This window comes from Methylobacterium pseudosasicola, assembly GCF_900114535.1.
Lineage (GTDB): Bacteria > Pseudomonadota > Alphaproteobacteria > Rhizobiales > Beijerinckiaceae > Methylobacterium > Methylobacterium pseudosasicola.
Window position 1 is genome coordinate 75,974 of sequence record NZ_FOTK01000016.1, and the last position, 20,072, is coordinate 96,045.

Sequence of the window (20,072 nt, forward strand, 5' to 3'; positions counted from 1 at the left end):
CGCTAATCGCCGTTGATTCGCCGCATTCGACCGCGCGAAATGCCGCGAACGGCCACGCTTTCCCCGTGCTGTGGCAGCGAAGCTACATCCCCCGCAGGTCCGATCCCATAGCTTGGGCGTCGATCGGGCTTGTGCTGGGGATCACTGGAATGAAGACGCTTCTCACCTCTCTCGCGGCGTTCACGGCGCTCACCGCCGCCGCTACCGCTGCCGACCTGCCGCGCCGCGCGGCGCCGCCGCCGGTGTTCACCCCCGTCCCGGTGTTCACCTGGACCGGCTTCTACTTCGGTATCAACGCCGGCTACGCGTTCGACGCCAGCGACACCGACAGCAACCGCGGCTTCGTGCAGACCGCCGGCAGCCCGGCCGTTCTCGGCGCCAACGGCCTCGTGCCGTACCGCGCCCTGGCGCCGCTCGGCTCGTCGCTGATTTACAACCGGAACAACCGCGAAGGCTTCTCCGGCGGTGGTCAGATCGGCTACAACTACCAGTTCACCCCGGGCTCGGGCGTCGTGATCGGCTTCGAGGCCGACGCGCAGTACCTCGATTTCGGCGGCCGTCCGCGCTACGCCACGAACGCCGCCGCCATCAACCCGGGCTTCATCCCGGTCAACGGCACCCTGAACACGCTGGACTTCTTCGGCACCGTGCGCGGCCGTCTCGGCTACGCCTTCGACAAGACCCTCGTGTACGCCACCGGCGGTTTCGCTTACGCCACCGGCGACCAGGGCACCCAGGGCGTCGCCTTCCAGAACTTCGCTGGCCGTCGCGATGACTTCAAGACCGGCTACACGGTCGGCGGCGGCGCCGAGTTCGCGCTCCCCACCGACTCGTTCCTGAACTTCTTCCGCTCGTCGGCCGTGACGTTCAAGGTCGAAGGTCTGTACGTGAGCCTGGACCGCAACCGCACCGGCCTGCCGCTGGTCGGCGCCGCCCTCAACACCGGCGCCGTCCTGCCGGTCTACGCCGTCACCGGCAACACCAGCCGCAACACGAACGACTTCGCCGTCGTCCGCGCCGGCCTGAACTACAAGTTCGGCTCGTACTAAGACCACTGCCTAGGCTCCCGGTCACCGGGAGCCCCCCTCCGTAGCTGAAGGTGCGGAGGGGAGTTGAGGTGCCAAGATCGAACACAGGATCCCGGGCTCGCGCCCGGGATCTTTTTTTGTCTAAATTCGCCCCGGCACCGGATCGATCGAATATCAGATCCTTCTCAGTCACAGGAGGCAAGATCGAAATCCTCATGGTTTTAGATCTTGCCATGAATGTTTAGATTTATCGGAAAACGACTTTCTATGCGGGCTTTTTTCTATTGTGATCTGCGCTTTGACTTTTGACGTATTTATCTCAATGCTTATAAATTTATCCGGCGTGCACCGAATCGGAGGCCGGCATGACGTTCAGGACAAGCCTGGGCAATCAACTCGCGATCGCGACCGGCGGCGCGGTGGCGCTCGTCATCCTCGGCTTGCTGGTGATCTCCGGATGGAATGCCGACGCGCGCATCCGGGCGGATGTCACGGCTCAGGCGACGGAACAGGCCTCCGGTTTCGCCGGACGGGTCTCGACCGAGATCGCCGAGCCCATCTCCGCGGCCGTCAGCATGACGGCCGGCCTCTCGGCCCTGATCGAGACCCGCTCGGCGAAGCGTTCGGACATCATCGCCGTCACCCGATCCGTGCTGCAGAGCTATCCGGTCGTCTTCGGCGCCTGGGCCGCCGAGTCGATCGACCGGCGCCTCGGGACGAAGGTCGCGGGGGACGAGGCGGCCAACAAGGCCGGCTTGTTCACGCCGTACTGGACCAAGACGACGGCGGATTCGACCGAGTTCGCCACCTTCGAGATCGATCCGAAGCAGCTCTGGTATGCCGTGCCGATCGCGACGGGGAAGAGCCTCCTCACCGAGCCGTATCGGAGCACCAAGGGCGATCTGATCACCTCCATCTCGGTGCCGCTCCGGTCGGAGGGCGCCATCGTCGGCGTCGCAGACCTCGATATCAAGCTCAGCCGGCTACAAGAGATGTTCAGCAGCTTTCACCCGTTCGGCAGCGGCCGGGTGACGCTGCTGTCGGGCGCCGGCAACTGGCTCGTTCCGCCGAGCCAGGATCTCGAGACCAAGGCCTATGACGGCGCCGGCGCGAGCGAGCTGAAGGCCGCCCTCGCGGACGGACGGATGCGCGTGGTCACCGACGGGCTCGGCGGCGCATTGCGGCTGATCTACCCGTTCACCGTGCCGAACATGAACACGATGTGGGCGCTGGCCGTCGATGTGCCGGCGACCGTCCTGTCCGAACCCGTCGAGCAAGACCGGAGGGAGATCGTCCTGCGCGGATGCATCCTGCTGGCGGCGGTCCTGCTCGTGGTCGTCCTGACGACACGCCTCCTCGTGACCAAGCCCTTGGCCGAAGCGGCCTGGATCGTGGAGGCTCTGATCGGCCGCCAGTACGACGTCGCCGTGCCGAACACGGAGCGGCGGGACGAGATCGGCACGATCAGCCGGGCGCTGGCGCTGTTCCGGGACACGGCGCGGGAGACGGAGCGGTTGAAGGCCGAGCAGGAGGCGCTTCAGCGTAGGCAGGAAGCCCGCATGGCGCTGATCCAGCAGCATTCCGAGACTTTCGATCGCCGCATCACGGCGCTGACCGACACGGTGCTCGGCCTCGTCACCGATCTCGATGCGGCCTCCTCCGACCTGTCGAAGCAGGCGCAGTCGACCAGCGAGCGCAGCGTCTCGGTCGCGGCCGCCTCGGAGCAGGCCTCGGCCAATGTCGGGACGATCGCGGCGGCGGCCGAGGAATTGCTGGCCTCTGTCAACGAGATCGGCCGCCAGGTCGGTGTATCCGCAGAGATCACCGGGGACGCGGTGAACCAGGCCCGGGCGGCGAACGGCAAGGTCGGCGGCCTGACCGATGCAGCCCATCGCATCGAGGAGGTCATCCAGCTGATCAAGGGCATCGCCGGGCGGACCAATCTGCTCGCTCTCAACGCGACGATCGAAGCGGCGCGTGCCGGCGAGGCCGGGCGGGGCTTCGCGATCGTCGCCACGGAGGTCAAGGACCTCGCCGGGCAGACGGCGCGCGCGACGGAGGAGATCGCGCAGCAGATCGAGGCGGTCCAATCCGGGACGAAGGACGCCGTCCAGGCGATCCTGGCCATCTCGGATGTCATCGGGAAGATCAGCGACGTCACCCTGTCGATCCGCGAGGCGGCGGATCACCAGGGCTTGGCCGTGCGCGAGATCGCCCAGAATATCCAGAGCGCGTCCGCCGGCACGCGGGACGTCTCGACCAGCATTTCGGATGTCTCGAAATCCGCCGATGGGACGGGTCAGGCCGCCAAGGTCGTCAGTTCCGCCGCCCTCGTCCTGCAGGGCAAGTCCACCGAGCTGCGCCAGGAGGTCGTGACCTTCCTGACGCGGGTTCGTGAAGCCGGCTAAAGCCGGTTCGATCCTTCGGTGCGCGCTGGCGCGGGCGTCTCAGAGGCAGTCAGTTCTTCGGTTCTTCACCGCGCGGCGGACGGTGCCGCGTTCTTTGCGACCTTCCCTGAACAGGCGCAAAGCGCTTCCTTTTCGGAGCGGATTGCCGGCTCCACAGATCTCTGAGGCCGATCACGAAGCGCCACGCGCCCCCTCTCCCACACGGGAGAGGGTTGGGGTGAGGGATGCGCTTTACCCGGAAAGACCTGTCCCCTCACCCTGTCCCTCTCCCGCATGGGAGAGGGGACCAGCGCCTCGTCTTGGTGCGCAGGCCGGCCCATGGCCTCAGCAGCGTTCGTCACATCGAGGGCCGATGGGCGACCGATCTGAAGGACTCACAAGCTCTCGGGAGGAGGGGGAAGAACGCGGTCAAACAGGCTCGAAACCTGTGCGCTGCCGCGCCGGCCGATCACCATTGCCGATCTTGGCGCGTTCGGCCTTCGATAGGAAGGCCGAACGCAGTCCCGGCCCCAGCCGGGCAAAGGTCACGCGACCTGGGTGCCGATCCAGCGCGACAGGTCGCCCTTCGGGGCGGCGCCGACCTTCTTGTCGACCTCGGTGCCGTTCTTGAACAGCAGCAGCGTCGGGATCGAGCGGATGCCGTACTGGGCGGCGATCTGCGGGTTCTCGTCGACGTTGACCTTGGCGATCTTCACCTTGCCCTGGAGATCGGTGGCGATCTCCTCGAGCGCCGGGCCGATCTGGCGGCAGGGGCCGCACCATTCCGCCCAGAAATCCACCACGACGGGCTCGGCGGACTTGAGAACGTCCTGCTCGAAGCTCGCGTCGGTTACTTTCACCGTCGCCATAACGTCACCTTTCGGATGTGGCCGCCGGTGAGGCGGCCTCGGACGGGCAGGGGCCCGCGCGGTTCGATCAGAATTGGCGACGGCCCGCCGCCCGGTCAAGCAGTCCGCCCACCGATGCATGGGGGTGCCTCGAAGGGCGCATTGCGATGTGCGCTGGCGCATGTCGGGTGGGGAAGCAGGCGGGAGAAGACCCTTCCAAACGGTGCCGCCGCCTTGCAGCTTTCTTCCTTGGCACCCGCGCTCCACCGTCATTGCGAGCGCAGCGAAGCAACCTAGGGCGGCGCGCGATCTCCATACGTGACGCATCACTGGGTTGCTTCGCTGCGCTCGCAATGACGGTGTGAGGTGGGCGCCCGTCAGCCCTCGATCCCCGCCTGGCCCAAAGCCGCCCGGATGTCGTCCGCGCCCAAGGTCCGGATCACCGGGCCGGAGGTCCAGATCAGCATCGGCCGAATCGTCCGGTCCGGATAGATCTGGCCGAGAAGCTGCGCGTACAGGGCGATCTGGCCGGCCTCCGCGGGGGGCAGCGGCTCGCCCTCGGCCGGGGGGCGGCCGGTCTTGAAGTCGGCGATCCGGATCGTGTCGGCCGCGACCGCGAGGCGGTCGACGCGGCCCTGCACCACCCGTTCGGCACCCCCGGCCCGGACGCGGCCCGTGAGGTTCACCTCGGCGCGGGCGTCGGGAGCGAACAGGGGAGCGAGGTCGGGATCGTCGATGAGGCGCAGCACCGAGCGGACGATGCCGTAGGTCGCCGGGCGCGGCAGGCCGGGGGCGCGCGCCCGCACGAAGGCGAGGCCGGCCGCCTCCCGGCGTTCGGGCTCGATCCGCGGCAGGTGCTGAAGCAGGGAATGGATCAGGATGCCCCGGCGGCGCGCCTGGGCGTCGGCGAGCCGGGGTGGGGGGACGCGCGAGCCGTCGGCCGTCTGCAGGGCGCCGGACGGGTTGAGGACCGGGATCTCCGGCTCCGGCGGCACGGGACTGCGCAGCCAGTCCGGCTCCGGAACGTGGATGATCGTCGGTGTCAGCGTCTCCGGCGGGCGGAGCGTCTCGGTGCCGTCCCGCCACAGGGTTGCGGGGCCGTAGGGCAGGTCCAGCGCCTGTCCCGCGCCGAGGGCGGCTTCCAAGCCGGCCCGGACCATCCGGCACCAGGCGGCCTCGCTCTCGCGTTCGTGGCCACGGAACGGCGCGACGATCAGCCGATCGGCCGCCCGGGTCATGGCCACGTAGAGCAGACGGTTATGCTCCTGCCGCGCGCGGGCGAGCAGGGCCGCCCGGGCCTCGCCGGTGGCCGCGCAATCCTGCGTCTTCCCGCTCGACCAGACCGGCGGCAGTGCCGTGCCGGTGCCTGCCAGCGGCAGCAGCGGCGGGTCGTTGCGCCCCAGCGGCTCGCAGCCATCCAGGACCACGACCACCGGCGCTTCGAGGCCCTTGGCCCCGTGCACGGTCATGACCCGCACCTCGTCGCGGCCGGATTCCATGTCGCGCTTGACCGTGTGGCCGGCCTCGGTGCCGACATAGCGCGCCAGGAAGCCGCCGAGGGAGGGTGCATCCTCGCCGGTCTCGGCCTGGGCGGCGGCGGCCAGGAACACGTCGATGGCATCGCCCGCCTCGCCGCCGAGCCGGGCGACCAGCTTCGCCCGGCCGCCCTGCGGCCCGAGGAGCCGCGCGTAGAAGCCGAACGGGCCGTGGAGTCCTGCGAGCGCGATCCAGTCCGACAGCGCCGCCAGCCCGCGGACCGCCGCCGGATCACCAGCCTCGGCGTGGCGATGCAGGGAATCCTCTAGCGTCTCCGACAGGTCGCGGCGCGCGGCGAGCCGCACCAGATCCTCGTCGGTGAGCCCGACGAGCGGCGTCTTGAGCGCGGTGGCCAGCGTCAGGTCGTCGGCCGGCAGCAGCCCGGCGCGCCCGGCGGCGACCAGATCGGCCACCGCGATATGGGCCGAGACCTCCAGCCGGTCCTGGCCGGCCACCGGAACGCCGAGACCTTTGAGGGCGCGGATCACCTCCTCGAAGGCCGGCCCGCGCTTGCGCACCAGGATCAGCACGTCGCCCGGGCGCCAGACCCGGCCGGTGGCGTCGCCCTGGCTCGTCCAGGTCCGCACCGCCTGCGCCACCCGGCGGGCGGTGACGATCGCCGGGGCGCTGGTCTCGGGGGCGTCAACCGGCGCCGTCCAGGCATCGGGCTCCGGCGTCGGCTCGGGCTCGGCGATCGGCCACAGCTCCACGGCGCCGGGGGCGCCGGGCCGGGCGCTGGCATGGACGGTCCGGCGGGCCGTATCCTCGAAGGCCAGCCCCTCATTGTGCGCGTCGAGGGCGAACACCGCGTCGACCGCCTGGAGGACTAGGCCGGTGGAGCGGAACGACAGGGTCAGTGGCACGTCCTCGAAGGTGAGGCCAGCCGCGCGCGATTCCTGGATCCAGGCCGCCCGGGTGAGGGCGAATTCCCGCGGCTCGGCGCCCTGGAAGCCGTAGATCGACTGCTTCGGGTCGCCCACCGCGAAGCGGGTCCGGGTCCCCGCCCGGGCACCCTCGCCGGCGGCGAATTCTTGGGTGATCGCCCGCAGGATCTCCCACTGCTCCGGGTTGGTATCCTGCGCCTCGTCGACCAGCACGTGGTCGATGCCGCGGTCGAGCTTGTACAGCACCCAGCCGGCCCCGACCCGGGCCAGCAGGTCGAGCGCCTTGTGGATGAGGTCGTCGAAATCCAGCGCCCCGAGCCGCGCCTTCTGGGTCTCGACCCGGCGGTGGATCTCGGCCGCGAGCTGGAACAGCGCCTGCGTCCGGGCATGGGCTCGCGCCGCGCGCAGCCGGTCGAACAGGGGCTCAAGCCGGTCGCGCTCGGCGATCAGGGTTTCCTTGATGGGCGCCGGGACGCTCTTGGTGCCGAGGCTGCCATCGGCCTTCGGCTCGTCCTTCTGGGTGAAGAACACCCCACGGTAGAGATCGAGCGCCTCGGACCGGTCCGGCAGATCCTCCGAGCGCGCCCGCTCGGCCTCGGCCGCCGCCAGCGCATCGGCCAGCTTCTCGTCATTGGCCTTGCCGGTGCGCAAAGCCTCGATCAACGTCGCCCGATCCGCAGGTCCGCAGCCCGGGCCGCCGTCCAGGATCGCGGCCTCGATCGCCTCCGCATTCTCTTCGGCGGCTAGCCCCAAAGCCCCGTGCAATTCTTCGAAGGAACGGTCCAATCGGGTCCGGTCGCCGATCAAACTTCGCGCGCGCAACGCGGAGCGGATCGCCGCCCGCAGGGTATCGCCGGTGGCCTCCGGGGTGACCCGCGCCAGCGCAGCACTGAGTGGCGTATCGCCGTTCGAGACCGCGTCGGCCAGGACGTTGGCCATCTCGATGTCGAAAATCTCGCGGGCCTTGGTCTCGTCGAGCACCACGAAGCGGGCCGGCACGTTCGCCTCGAACGGGAACATGTGCAGCAGCCGCTCGCACAGGGCGTGCAGGGTCTCGATCTTGAGGCCCCCCGGTGTCTCCACCGCCCGGGCGAACAGCCGCCGCGCCATGCGCAGGCGCTCGGCATCGGCCCGCTCGCCGGTCAGCGCCGTGAGCTCGGCCGCGAGCGCGGCATCGTCCAGGGTCACCCACCGGCCGAGCAGCCGGAACACCCGGATCGCCATGTTGGCGGCCGCCGCCTTGGTGAAGGTCAGGCACAGGATCCGGCCCGGAGGCGCCCCGTCGAGGAGCAGCCGCACCACCCGGTCGGTGAGAACCTTGGTCTTGCCGGCCCCGGCATTGGCCGAGACCCAGGCCGAGGCCCGCGGATCGGCCGCCCGGCGCTGGTTGGCCTGGGTCAGGTCGTCAACGACGAAGGGTCTGATGGTTTGCGCGCTGCTCAACGGTCTCGTCCGGCTCGGCTGCTACACCTCTCTACAACAGAAATGCGCCTGCGGGCCGAGCAAGGCGTCACACCGGGCGTTGCGGGATTGCCCCAGGCGCGGCTGCACCGCATGGATGGATCAGACATCCTCACGACACCGAAAACGCCCGTGACCCAGCCGACATCCGAGCCGACGCGCCCGCCGATCCGCTTCCGCGGCCGCTCCTTCATGGCCACCGTCCTGGCCCCCGTGCCGCCCGTGGCCGAGTGGTTCGGCGATCTCGACGCCTTGAACCGGCGCGCGCCCAATTTCTTCGCCGGCCGCCCGGTGATCCTCGACCTCGCCGGTCTGAAGCTCACCCGGGAGGATCTCGACGGCCTGCTCGCGGAACTCGCAGCCCGCAGGATCGCGATCCTCGGCATCGAGGGCGCGCCGCCGTCGATCCTCACCCCGGATCTGCCGCCGGCCCTGTCGGGCGGCCGCCCGGTGGGCGACATCGCCACGCCGGGCGAGGAGGCGCCGCTCGAGCCGGCGCCCAAGGAGAACACCGCGCGCTCGCTGATCCTCGACGCGCCGGTGCGCTCGGGCCAGACCGTGCTGCATCTCGAAGGCGACGTAACCGTGCTCGGCGCCGTGGCCTCGGGCGCCGAGGTCATCGCCGGCGGCTCGATCCACGTCTACGGCGCCCTGCGCGGCCGGGCGGTAGCGGGCGCCGCCGGCAACCCGGGTGCCCGGATCTGGTGCCGCCGCTTCGAGCCGGAACTGGTGGCGATCGACGGCCTCTACCGCGCCGCCGACGACCTCGACCCCGCCTTCCGGGGTCAGGCCGTGGAGGTGCGGCTGGTGGAGGATGCGATCAAGCTGGGGCTGTTCGAGCGGGGGTGAGATGAATGAGGATGCGGGCTTGGGTCAGGCGAGCGCGCCGGCGGGCTCGGCTGACGCATGGACAGCGTACTCAGCGCGGAATTCGTATCGCAAGGTACTACCTCGGCTCGAAGAGGCAGATCATGGCCGCGCCGACATCGATCAAGCTTGACGACACGCTGAAAGGCCGAGTCCAGCATCTCGCGGAGATACGCCGCCGCACGCCCCACTGGATCATGCGGGAGGCGATCATGCAGTACGTGGAGCGCGAGGAAAAACGCGAGGCCCTGCGGCGAGACACGCTGAAAGCGTGGGAAGACTCTCAGGCGACTGGCTTGCACGCGACGGCCGAGGAAGTCGAAACGTGGCTGGCGAGTTGGGGCTCTGAGAACGAGCTGCCGCCCCCGGAATACCACGAGTAGTCTTTGCCCCGGCGGCAGTCCGGGATCTCGAACGGCTCCGCGCATTCCTGCGTCCTAAGAGTCCATCGGCCGCCAAGCGAGCCGGTGAAGCGATCATCCAGGGCGTGCAGGATCTCGGCACGCACCCGCGAATGGGCCGAATGATTGAGGACCTGCCCGAGCAGTACCAGGATTGGCTGATCGATTTTGGCGATAGCGGATACGTGGCCCACTATCGCATCGATGACGACGTGGTCACGATCTTGGCCGTGCGGCACCAGAAGGAAGCGGGTTTCCGGTAGGGTTTTCGTTGAATCGGTCAGCCTGTCCTTTCCTGCCGTCCTCGCGAGCGTCGCGAAGCGAACCAGAGACCGAATGCCGAGGCGTCACGTCGTTCGTTGCTGTATTGGACGCGGCCGAAGAGGAATGATCGCGTCGCGGTCACGGTCGTAGGCACCGGATTTCGAGCGCGGTCACAGACCGGTGTCTATGAAAAGCGGATCCCGACCGATCATCCGGGACAAAGTCCGCAATTTATCGAACCAAGTTTTTTACCGCAGAAGGCGAGACGCGCGTCGTCTCTTAGCCGGCGGTCGATCCGAATTTGCACATCGCCGCGGCGGCGTGGTCGACCGCAGCTTATTGAAAAATCGGATATTTGATAACGTGTTAGTGCGGATCAGCGCTGTGCGTTCTCAGGATCGGCCGGTGCCCCCCGGCCCTGATGCTGCAAGTTGCAAGGCGATCGCGGCGTCCCGGCTGCGCGGGCCCCAGGCTCCGCCGATACCAGGATCCCGGCAGAATTTGCCGACTGGATCCAAAACTTAACCCTTCGGTAACCATGCCCGCCGTCAATGGTCCGGTAAGGACTCTTAACGGGCCGACATGAGCGAAACCCTCCCCGAGCCGATCGACGACCCGGAGACCGCCCCAGCGGCGGCTCCCGCGCCCCGGCCGCTCAGCCTTCGCGGGCGGGCGTTCAAGGGCCTCGCCCTCACCCCCGAGCCCCCGCTTCCCGAGTGGCTTGCGGGCCTCGACGCGGCGCTCAAGCGCTCGCCGACCCTGCTGAAAGGCCGGGCCGTGATCCTGGACTGCGCCCAGCTCAAGCCCGAGCCGGACGCGCTCGAAACGTTAATGGCCGAGCTCAAGGCCCGCGGCATCGCGGTCCTGGGCATCGAAGGGATCGACGCCGTCGCGTCCGGATTGCCGCCGCTGCTGGTGCAGGGGCGTCCGTCGGACACGGTCGAGATCCCGGCCGCCCCCGCCGAGCCGGAGCCGCAGGTGGTCACCTCGATCACCGTCGAGGGCTCGGTCCGCTCCGGACAGAGCGTGATCAACCCCACCGGCGACGTCACCGTGATGGGCTCCGTCTCCTCGGGAGCCGAGATCCTCGCGGGCGGCTCGATCCACGTCTACGGCGCCCTGCGGGGTCGCGCGATCGCCGGTGCGGCGCGCAATCCGCGGGCCCGAATCTACTGCCGCAAATTCGAGCCCGAGTTGCTGGGGATCGACCGCCTCGTGCGGACGGCGGAGGACATGGGCACGGCCCTGCGCGGCAAGGCCGCTCAGGTCTGGCTCGATGGCGGCAACATCCGAATGGCAAGCTTAGACTAGTAAGCTCAGGATCAAGGGAGATCGACGCGTGGCAAAGGTTCTCGTCGTCACATCGGGCAAGGGCGGCGTCGGCAAGACGACGACGACCGCGGCCCTCGGAGCGGCCCTCGCACAGGGCGGGCAGAGCGTGTGCGTCGTCGATTTCGACGTCGGTCTGCGCAATCTCGACCTGGTCATGGGCGCCGAGCGCCGGGTGGTCTACGACCTCATCAACGTGGTCAACGGCGACGCCAAGCTGCCGCAGGCCCTGATCAAGGACAAGCGCCTCGACACCCTGCACCTGCTGCCGGCCTCGCAGACCCGCGACAAGGACGCGCTCACCGATGCCGGCGTCGCCCGGGTGATGGAAGAGCTGCGCGAGCGGTTCGACTGGGTGGTGTGCGACTCGCCGGCCGGCATCGAGCGCGGCGCCCAGCTCGCCATGCACCACGCCGATGTGGCGGTGGTGGTGACCAACCCCGAGGTCTCCTCGGTGCGCGACTCCGACCGGATCATCGGCCTCCTCGATTCCAAGACCGCCAAGGCGGAGAAGGGCGAGGAGATGGAGAAGCACCTGATCCTCACCCGCTACGACCCAATGCGGGCCGACCGCGGCGACATGCTCAAGACCGAGGACGTGCTCGACATCCTGTCGATCCCGCTGCTGGCGATCATCCCGGAGAGCCAGGAGGTGCTGCGCGCCTCGAACCTCGGCTGCCCGGTCACCCTCAACAACCCCCTCTGCGCCCCGGCGCGGGCCTACGCCGATGCGGCGCGCCGGCTGAAGGGCGAGGCCGTGCCGATGAGCCTGCCGACCGAGCGCAAGTCCTTCCTCGACAAGCTGTTCATGCGGAGGGCGGCATGAGCATCCTCGGCATCTTCCAGAAGCGCAATTCTGGCGCGGTCGCCCGCGACCGCCTGCAGCTGATCCTCGCCCATGAGCGCGCCGAGTCGAGTCGGCCCGACCTGGTGATGCAGCTCCGCGACGAGATCCTGGCGGTGATCGCCAACCATGTCTCGGTGGAAGCCGACAAGGTGAAGGTCACCCTGGAGCGCGGCGAGGGCGTCTCGACGCTGGGCCTCGACATCGAGCTTCCGCTCGGTGCTTCGGCCAAGCTCGATGCGAAGCTGGCGGCCAAGCTCGCCGAGGTCGCGGCGAACAAGGCTGGGCGGAAGCCGGCGGCCAAGAAGGCCGCTTGAGCCGGGCCGGGATCGTCACCGCCGGCACGACCCTGCGCAAGCCGCGCCCGCTGAGCCGGGTGCGGCTTTTTTTTGAACGCGGCTGTGGTTCAATCGGATCTCTTCCCGTCCGGGCGAGGACCGGGATCAGGCGCCGGCTGGTTCCCGCGGGACCAGCCGGAACTTGGCGAAAAGCTGCGGCTGGGTGGTGACCACCGCGTGCGGCAGGATCGGCTCGCGATCCTCCAGGACCAGCCGGAATCGGCCGAGCAACCGCGCCAGCGATAGCACCGTCTCGATCAGCGCGAATTGCGCGCCGATGCAGACCCGCGGGCCCGCCCCGAACGGCAGGTAGGAGAACCGGGCCGGCGGCTTCGCGCCGGGCAGGAAGCGGCCCGGGTCGAAGGCTTCCGGGTCGGACCAGAGCTTCCGGTGCCGATGGAGCACCCAGGGGCTCACCATTACGATGTCGCCCTTCCGGACCGGATGGCCCGCGATCGTATCTGGGCCGAGCGCCCGGCGGACGATCACGAAGGCCGACGGGTAGAGGCGCAGGGTCTCGTCCACGGTGGCGCGGATCAGCGGCAGCCGCCCGTCGCTCTGGCAGCCGGTCGGGTTCGTCAGGTCGGCGGCCCGCGCCTCGGCAGCGAGGCGTTCTTGGAGTTCGGGAGAGAGCGCCAGCATGTAGGCCGCCCAGAACAGCGTGCCGGCGGTGGTCTCGTGCCCGGCCAGGATCATGGTCGCCACTTGGTCCCGCAGCTCCTCGGCGCTGAACGGCGCACCGGTATCCGGGTTGCGGGCGGTGGCGAGCAGGTCGAGCAGGTCGCCGGAATGGCCCGCCTCCCGCGGGGCCGCCTGCCGCGCCGCGATGATCCGATCGAGGAACGGAATCCAGCGCCGCCGGAACCGCGCCCGGGACCAATCGAGCGGCACCGGCCAGCCCGGCGGGATCATGATATCGAGGAGGTGGGGCCTGCCGATCTTGACGCTGTACTCCGCGATGAAGTCGCGCAGCTCTTCGCCGTACTGGTCCATTCCGACCGAGAACATGCTGCGCCCGGCGATCTCGAGCGCCAGCCGGTGGAACGCCGTGAAAAGGTCGACCGGACCCGCGGCTGCGTCGGCGACGATCCGCTCCATTCCGTCGGTCACGGCGGCGGCGATGTGGGGCACCAGCCCATCGATCGCCCGGGGCGTGAAGGCCGGAGCCAGGGTCCGGCGCTGGTGGCGCCAGGCCGATCCTTCGCTGATCAGGAGGCCGTCGCCCAGGATCGGGCGCAGGATCCGCACGGTCCCGGTGGTACGGGCGTAATTGGCCTGATTCTCCACCAGGAAATGGCGGATCGCCTCGGGATCGTTCAAGACGTAACTCGACCGGCCGAGCAGGCCCCGGCGGGTGATCGGCTCCTCGAAGGCGCGCCGGGGGAAACCGGCCAGGCCGTTGTCGCGGATCGAGCGCAGATAGGCCGGGAGCGGCAGCTCGCGCTCCGCCAGGGCCGGGTGCGGCGGCACCAAGCGCGGCAGGCCGGCGAGGCTCGGATTCATCCGGTCCGAACTCGCGATCGCGTCGGTCAATACAGCCATGTCGGGCCAACCTGTGCCGGAGACGGACCGGACTGTAAACCGCCGAGCAATCCGGGTCGTGCGTCAGGGCACCGTCGCGCCCGGTTCACTCGGCAGCGTTGCGCAACCTGGACTCGGTGGACCGCAGCGCCAGTCGTGTCGGGAAGCGCGCGGCTTCTGCCTCGCTGGACACACTCGCCACGAGACTGCCTTTGGGCAGCACCGCCGTCGTCACATCGATCAGCGTCTCCGCGCCGCGCTCCAGCTGCTCGCTCACCCGGTCGACCACCAGGATTTCGGGGTCCCGCAACAGGGCGCGGGCCAGGCCGATCCGGACGCGCACGCGTTCGGTCAGGAGCTGGCCGCGATTGCCGACCTGCTGGTCGAGGCCGCGCCGCTGGACCGGCCGCTCCAGGTCGAACTGGCGGAACACCGCCCGGGCCTCGCGCTGGACGATCTGCTCGCCATGCATGCGCGCCGTGTCGATGCGGCCGAACAGAAGGTTGTCGAGGACGGTGCTGCGTGGGTTGATCCGATTCGGGTCGTAGGATTCGATGTCGCAGCCGTCATGGCCGTGCATGAATGCCTGCACCACGCCGCGCGCGCCGACGATGCGAAGCTTGAGGGAGGTGTCGAGCAGGCCGAAGCGCATCCGCGGTTCGACATAGGCCAGCGCGAGCGCCAGAAACGCCACGCTGTCCGTCTCGTCCAGGCGCCCCTCCGCGGGCAGGCGCGCGAGCCGCCGCAGGTAGTCGGGCAGGGCGTCCGGGGTGATGAGCGAGAAGCGCCGGAACAGGGGGTGGCCCGGCGGCACGTCGGCGAAGATGTCCCTAAGGTTCCGGGCGATCGCCACGCCCATCCGGTCGAGGTCGTCCAGGAGCTTTACCCGGTCCAGCGCCTCCCGGAACAGCCGCACGCTTGCGAGCCGTCGCGGATCGGTCAGGGTCGGGTCGCGCGGCACCCCGAACAGCAGATTCTCCGCCACCGTCGCCTGGACGTTGTAGCTGCCGCGCGAGAACGGGATCACCAGGTCGGCGAGCCCGCTCTGGGCGAAATGCTCGCGCAGATGCTCCCGGGCGGCGATCATGCGCCGGCCGGCTGGCGTATCGTGGACCACGGTGCTGAGGGCGCCGAGGCCGAACCGGTACAGGTCGTCGCCGAGATCGAGCTTGAAGAGCAGGTCGAGCAGGCGTTCGTCGAATTCCCGGGCATCGCGGACGCCGAACTTGGCGTAATCGATCCAGGGATCGTCGATGCTATCGGCGGGATTGCCGGTCTTCACCGCCTCGTTGATCCGCGACTTGCTGAGGTCGATCGCCGAGGTCCGAAGGGGTTTGACCCGCAGCCCGTAGAGCAAGTTGTCGCGCACCGTCCCGGGGAACAGGACCGGTTCGAGATCGGCGAAGGCGATGCGGCGGGCCCGGGTCGACCGCGGCAGGGTCGACAGGTCGTGGTCGCCGATCCGGATCGATCCGCTGGTCGGGACCCGCAGGCCGGCGAGCGCCCGGGCGAATTCCTGCGCGATCGGACCGGGAGGAACCAGGGCGAACTGGCCCGGCAGGGCGACCTGGACATCGCCGATCTCGATCGGCAGGCCCCCCTGGGGATCGCGCAGCGCCAGGGCCTCGGCGCGCAGCGGGCTGCCGAGCAGCGGCGGCGTCCCCGGCTTCTCCCGCTCCGCGGGCAGGAGGCGCTGCGGCCCGAAATGGGCCGCCACGGTCTCGTACTTCACCTCGACATCGAGGCGCTGCTGGTCCCAGTCGATCAGCTCCTTCAGCGGCGGCGGTAGGTCGCGATAGGCGGCGAGCACCGCCACGAGCTGGCCGATATCGAGCTCGCCCTTCAGCGCGAACACGCCGCCGATGGCGTAGAACAGGAACGGCGTGATCTGCGCGAGCAGGTTGTTGAGGTATTTGACCGCGAACTTCCGCCGGTAGATGCGCAGGCGCAGGTCGTACAGGCTGTAGAGCCGGCCACCGATCTCGGCCCGCTCCCAGCGGCCGGTATCGTTCAGTGTCACCGCCTGCAGCCCATCGAGCACCTCGGCCACCCGGCCGGCGAGGTTGCGCGAGGCGATCTGGCGTTGCCGGCTGAGCAGGATGATCTGCCGCCGCAGCCGCGGGATCACGGTCATCTGCACCGCCACCATCCCGCCGGCGGCGAGGCCGAGCCAGATGTTCTGCATCATGATGAAGGCGAGCGCCGTGGCCGCCTGGGTGCCGAGGAAGACCGGCACCACGATCGCGTCGCCGATGAACGAGCCGATCGGCTCGACCTCGTCGCGGATGATCGTCGCCGTCTCGGAGGACTTCACCTCGCGCTGCGCCTCCGGGGTGAAGCGCAGCATCAGCGAGAAGAGCTGGAAGCGCAGCCGGCGCAGCATCCGCTCGCCGAGAATGCCCTTCTGCAGGTTGATGTAGAACTTGAACGCGCCGTTGATCAGCACGAGGGTGAGGAACAGGGTCGAGAGCCCGAGCAGCAACTCGAACCGATCGAACTGGAAACCCTCGAACACACGCGTCGTGCCACCACCCAGCAGGTCCGGCCAATGGATCGTCACGTCGAGGAACGGCGCGGTGGCCTCGCCATGCGCGAAGGCCTTGCCGGTTATGGCATCGTTGACGATGCGCTTGGGCAGATCGAGCGATGCGAAGTAGAACGGCAGAGAGGCCAGCACCACGGCGCAGATCTTGAGCTGCTCGGCCTTGGAGTAGCGCCAGATGTAGGGAAAGAGCCGCGGCTCAAGCTCGCGCATCGGGAACGTCCGGCAAAGGTCTCTCCTGGCGAAAACGATGCCGGCTCGGTGTGCGCCCACGCACAGATCTAAGCGAAAACGTCATCGAACGATGCGGTTCCATTGCGTAAGCTTGGCGGCACCGGACGCGGCCCGCCGGTCCCGTTGACGCGACCGGGCGGTCCCGATGGGCGGCCGTCGTGTCATCGCGCCGTCATATAGGGCGCGCCGGGCGCAGAGCGGCACCATCCGATCACGGATTGGCGTGCCGTGCAGTGCGCACCTCGGGACGTTGTGCGACGGTTCAGACCGAGCGTGTCACGCCGCCATCGACGCGCAGGTTCTGACCGGTGATGTAGGCCGCGCCGTCCGAGGCGAGGAACGCAATCGTGGCGGCGATCTCGTCGGTGCGGCCGTAGCGGCCCATCGGGACGCCCTGCCGGCGCTCCTCCGTGGCGGGCAGGCTGTCGATCCAGCCCGGCAGCACGTTGTTCATGCGGACGTTGTCGGCCGCGTAGGTGTCGGCGAACAGTTTCGTGTAGGCCGCGAGCCCGGCCCGGAACACCGCCGAGGTCGGGAACATCGGGCTCGGCTCGAAGGCCCAGGCGGTGGAGATGTTGATGATCGTGCCGGCGCGCTGCGCCTGCATGATCGGCGTCACCAGGCGCGCCGCCCGCACCACGTTCATCAGATAGGTGTCCAGGCCGGCGTGCCACTGCGCGTCGGTGATGTCGAGCAACGGCGCCCGCGGTCCGTGGCCGGCGCTGTTGACCAGGACATCGATCCGGCCCCAGCGGGCCGTCGCCCCGTCAACCAGGCGCTGCAGGTCCTCGCTGGACTGGTTCGAGCCGGTCACGCCGAACCCGCCCAGTTCCTGACCCAGGGCTTCACCCTTGCCGGACGACGACAGGATGCCGACCGCGAAACCGTCCGCCGCGAGTTTCTGGGCGGCGGCCGCGCCCATGCCGCTGCCGCCCGCCGTCACGAGAGCCACCCTGTCGCCCATAATCGTCCGCTCCGCTCTCGCCCGGTGATCCTGCCAGGCAGATGCAGGGGCGGCGAATCGCCACCGCCGGCAAGCCGTATGGGTTTAAGGTACTTGAGCGGTCGGGCGGAACGGACTTTGCAGCAGAACCGACGCGACCACGATGTGCGGTGGGGCGGATCGCGGCTGCTTCGAGCCGGAAATTCGTTGGCACCACGTGTGGTTTAGCGGGGGACGCCGCGCGCAACGGCGTACCGGCATGCGTGCGGCGGCCTTGCGGGCGGACGCGCGGGCTTATATTGCGACGCAACCACCTCGACCGTACCTCACCCGGCGCGGACGGCCGCGCCGCGCGGCCGCCAGGGAGCCGGCACAACCCGTTTCGGGCCGCCATGAATCTGCGCAACATCGCCATCATTGCCCACGTCGACCACGGCAAGACGACGCTCGTCGACAAGCTGCTGGCTCAGTCCGGCACCTTCCGCGAGAATCAGCGGGTCGAGGAGCGGGCGATGGACTCCAACGACCTGGAGAAGGAGCGTGGCATCACGATCCTGGCCAAGGCCACCTCGGTCGTCTGGGAGGACACCCGGGTCAACATCGTCGACACCCCCGGCCACGCCGATTTCGGCGGCGAGGTCGAGCGCATCCTGTCGATGGTCGACGGTGTGATTGTGCTGGTGGACGCCGCCGAGGGGCCGATGCCCCAGACCAAGTTCGTGGTCGGCAAGGCCCTCAAGATCGGCCTGCGCCCGATCGTGGCGATCAACAAGGTCGACCGCCCGGACGCCCGCATCAACGAGGTCGTGAACGAGGTGTTCGACCTGTTCGCGGCGCTCGACGCCACCGACGAGCAGCTCGACTTCCCGATCCTCTACGGGTCCGGCCGCAACGGCTGGATGGCCGACAGCCCCGAGGCCGACCCGTCAGTGGGCCTCAAGCCGCTGTTCGAACTCGTGCTGAAGCACGTGCCGCCGGCCAAGGTCGAAGAGGGTCCGTTCCGGATGCTCGGCACCCTGCTCGAGGCCAATCCGTTCCTGGGCCGGATCATCACCGGGCGCATCGCGTCGGGCACCGTGAAGCCGAACCAGCAGATCAAGGTGCTGTCGCGGGACGGCAAGGTGGTCGAGACCGGCCGCGTCTCGAAGATCCTCGCCTTCCGGGGCCTGGAGCGCGCCCCGATCGATATCGGCGAGGCGGGCGACATCGTCTCCATCGCCGGCCTGATCAAGGGCACCGTGGCTGACACGTTCTGCGACCCGCAGGTGGATACCCCGATCCAGGCCCAGCCGATCGATCCGCCGACCGTCACCATGTCGTTCATCGTCAACGACTCGCCGCTCGCCGGCACCGAGGGCGACAAGGTCACCAGCCGGATGATCCGCGACCGCCTGTTCAAGGAGGGCGAGGGCAACGTCACGCTGAAGATCGAGGAAGCCGCCGACAAGGATTCGTTTTATGTCTCCGGTCGTGGCGAATTGCAGCTCGCCATCCTGATCGAGACCATGCGCCGCGAGGGCTTCGAGATCGCTGTCTCTCGCCCACGGGTCGTCTACGAGAAGGACGAGAACGGCGAACTCCTCGAGCCGATCGAAGAGGTCGTGATCGACGTCGACGAGGAGCATTCGGGCGTCGTCGTCCAGAAGATGTCCGAGCGGAAGGCCGAGATGCTGGAGATGCGGCCTTCGGGCGGCGATCGTCTGCGCCTCGTGTTCCACGCTCCGACCCGCGGCCTGATCGGTTACCAGGGCGAGCTGCTCACCGACACCCGCGGCACGGCGATCATGAACCGCCTGTTCAAGGCGTACGAGCCGTTCAAGGGCGAGATCGCCGGCCGCCGCAACGGCGTGCTGATCTCCAACGACAAGGGCGAGGCCGTGGCCTACGCCATGTGGAACCTCGAAGACCGCGGCCCGATGATGATCGAGCCCGGCTGGAAGGTCTACCAGGGCATGATCATCGGAGAGCACAACCGCGAGAACGATCTCGAAGTGAACGTGCTCAAGGGCAAGAAGCTCACCAACATCCGCACCACCTCGAAGGACGAGGCCGTGCGTCTGACGCCGCCGATCCGCATGACCCTGGAGCGTTCGCTCGCCTGGATTCAGGACGACGAGCTGGTCGAGGTCACGCCGAAGTCGATCCGCTTGCGTAAGACCGTGCTCGACCCGAACGACCGCAAGCGCGTCGAGCGCTCGTCGAAGGACACTGCCGCCTGAGCTGAATGCCGGGCAACCGGGCGCTCAGGCCCGGTTGCCGATGGGGCCTCATTCTGTCCCTCGGTTGACCCAACGGATCGTCCCGCCGAGCATTCTGACTCGGTGGGGTGGGTCCGATCGGGCCGCATGAAACCCCGTGACTACGATGCCCGTCGCATTGAATGCCAACCGGCCAGTTCGCTCTGCCGCCGCTCCGTATCTCGTCGGCCAGGATGGCAAAGGCCATTGGGTCGCCGTCGCGACTGGCGGCAGGGCAGGGGGGTTGTTTCGCACCCGCCAGGATGCGATCCGCTACGCCTGCGTCGAGACCGGCTGCCGTCCGGATGACGTCGCGCTGGCTGTCGAGCCGATCCGCTTCCGGCTTTCCTAATCCGATCACCGGCTGACCCCGAGGCAGAGCCCCAGGGTCAGCGGCGATCTCAAGAC

Annotated in this window: 15 protein-coding genes; 10 read left to right on the forward strand and 5 right to left on the reverse strand. The window is 68.8% G+C overall.

Annotated elements, in window-relative coordinates:
* Window positions 1-149: 149 nt before the first annotated feature.
* Together BM228_RS16565 and BM228_RS16570 are read left to right on the forward strand one after the other, a co-directional pair.
* Window positions 150-1,049 carry an outer membrane protein gene (locus BM228_RS16565; RefSeq protein WP_092042393.1) on the forward strand — a complete coding sequence of 300 codons (900 nt, stop codon included), beginning with the start codon at window positions 150-152 and terminating at the stop codon, window positions 1,047-1,049.
* 344 nt (window positions 1,050-1,393) lie between these two features.
* On the forward strand, window positions 1,394-3,436 hold the full coding sequence (locus BM228_RS16570; RefSeq protein WP_092042395.1) for a methyl-accepting chemotaxis protein: 2,043 nt from the start codon (window positions 1,394-1,396) through the stop codon (window positions 3,434-3,436).
* A 524-nt stretch (window positions 3,437-3,960) separates the two neighbouring features.
* Here BM228_RS16570 and trxA read toward each other — a convergent pair.
* Window positions 3,961-4,284 (reverse strand): thioredoxin, encoded by a 324-nt coding sequence (trxA, locus tag BM228_RS16580; RefSeq protein ID WP_092042398.1) that lies wholly within the window; start codon window positions 4,282-4,284, stop codon window positions 3,961-3,963.
* Between the two features lie 356 nt (window positions 4,285-4,640).
* Complete coding sequence (addA, locus tag BM228_RS16585; protein ID WP_092042399.1) at window positions 4,641-8,126, reverse strand: double-strand break repair helicase AddA; 3,486 nt, start codon at window positions 8,124-8,126, stop codon at window positions 4,641-4,643.
* A 111-nt stretch (window positions 8,127-8,237) separates the two neighbouring features.
* Between addA and minC (BM228_RS16590) the strand changes: the two genes are divergently transcribed.
* From minC (BM228_RS16590) to minE, 6 genes are all read left to right on the forward strand, one after another.
* On the forward strand, window positions 8,238-8,993 hold the full coding sequence (gene minC / locus BM228_RS16590; RefSeq protein WP_092042401.1) for a septum site-determining protein MinC: 756 nt from the start codon (window positions 8,238-8,240) through the stop codon (window positions 8,991-8,993).
* A gap of 122 nt (window positions 8,994-9,115) precedes the next feature.
* On the forward strand, window positions 9,116-9,394 hold the full coding sequence (locus tag BM228_RS16595; protein ID WP_092042474.1) for a CopG family ribbon-helix-helix protein: 279 nt from the start codon (window positions 9,116-9,118) through the stop codon (window positions 9,392-9,394).
* Between the two features lie 47 nt (window positions 9,395-9,441).
* Complete coding sequence (locus BM228_RS16600; protein WP_425284954.1) at window positions 9,442-9,675, forward strand: type II toxin-antitoxin system RelE/ParE family toxin; 234 nt, start codon at window positions 9,442-9,444, stop codon at window positions 9,673-9,675.
* Between the two features lie 583 nt (window positions 9,676-10,258).
* Window positions 10,259-10,987 carry a septum site-determining protein MinC gene (gene minC, locus BM228_RS16605; protein WP_092042404.1) on the forward strand — a complete coding sequence of 243 codons (729 nt, stop codon included), beginning with the start codon at window positions 10,259-10,261 and terminating at the stop codon, window positions 10,985-10,987.
* Between the two features lie 28 nt (window positions 10,988-11,015).
* Window positions 11,016-11,831, forward strand: coding sequence for a septum site-determining protein MinD (minD, locus tag BM228_RS16610; RefSeq protein WP_092042405.1), 816 nt, complete (start codon window positions 11,016-11,018; stop codon window positions 11,829-11,831).
* Window positions 11,828-12,166: a cell division topological specificity factor MinE gene (gene minE / locus BM228_RS16615; RefSeq protein ID WP_092042407.1), complete on the forward strand. Its 339-nt coding sequence runs from the start codon at window positions 11,828-11,830 to the stop codon at window positions 12,164-12,166. The genes minD and minE overlap by 4 nt, the downstream gene beginning before the upstream one ends.
* Before the next feature lie 126 nt (window positions 12,167-12,292).
* Here the strand turns inward: minE and BM228_RS16620 are convergent, their stop codons facing one another.
* From BM228_RS16620 to BM228_RS16630, 3 genes are all read right to left on the reverse strand, one after another.
* Entirely contained in the window at window positions 12,293-13,729 is a 1,437-nt protein-coding gene (locus tag BM228_RS16620; RefSeq protein ID WP_208612049.1) for a cytochrome P450, read from the reverse strand.
* 85 nt (window positions 13,730-13,814) lie between these two features.
* Window positions 13,815-16,463 (reverse strand): ABC transporter ATP-binding protein/permease, encoded by a 2,649-nt coding sequence (locus tag BM228_RS16625; RefSeq protein WP_092042408.1) that lies wholly within the window; start codon window positions 16,461-16,463, stop codon window positions 13,815-13,817.
* 283 nt (window positions 16,464-16,746) lie between these two features.
* Window positions 16,747-17,448, reverse strand: a complete 702-nt coding sequence (locus tag BM228_RS16630; protein ID WP_425284952.1) for an SDR family oxidoreductase — start codon at window positions 17,446-17,448, stop codon at window positions 16,747-16,749.
* A 371-nt stretch (window positions 17,449-17,819) separates the two neighbouring features.
* Here BM228_RS16630 and typA point away from each other — a divergent pair, with 371 nt between their 5' ends.
* Together typA and BM228_RS16640 are read left to right on the forward strand one after the other, a co-directional pair.
* Complete coding sequence (gene typA, locus BM228_RS16635; protein WP_058192610.1) at window positions 17,820-19,646, forward strand: translational GTPase TypA; 1,827 nt, start codon at window positions 17,820-17,822, stop codon at window positions 19,644-19,646.
* A 145-nt stretch (window positions 19,647-19,791) separates the two neighbouring features.
* Entirely contained in the window at window positions 19,792-20,016 is a 225-nt protein-coding gene (locus tag BM228_RS16640; protein ID WP_092042411.1) for an RAG2 PHD domain containing protein, read from the forward strand.
* Window positions 20,017-20,072 lie beyond the last annotated feature (56 nt).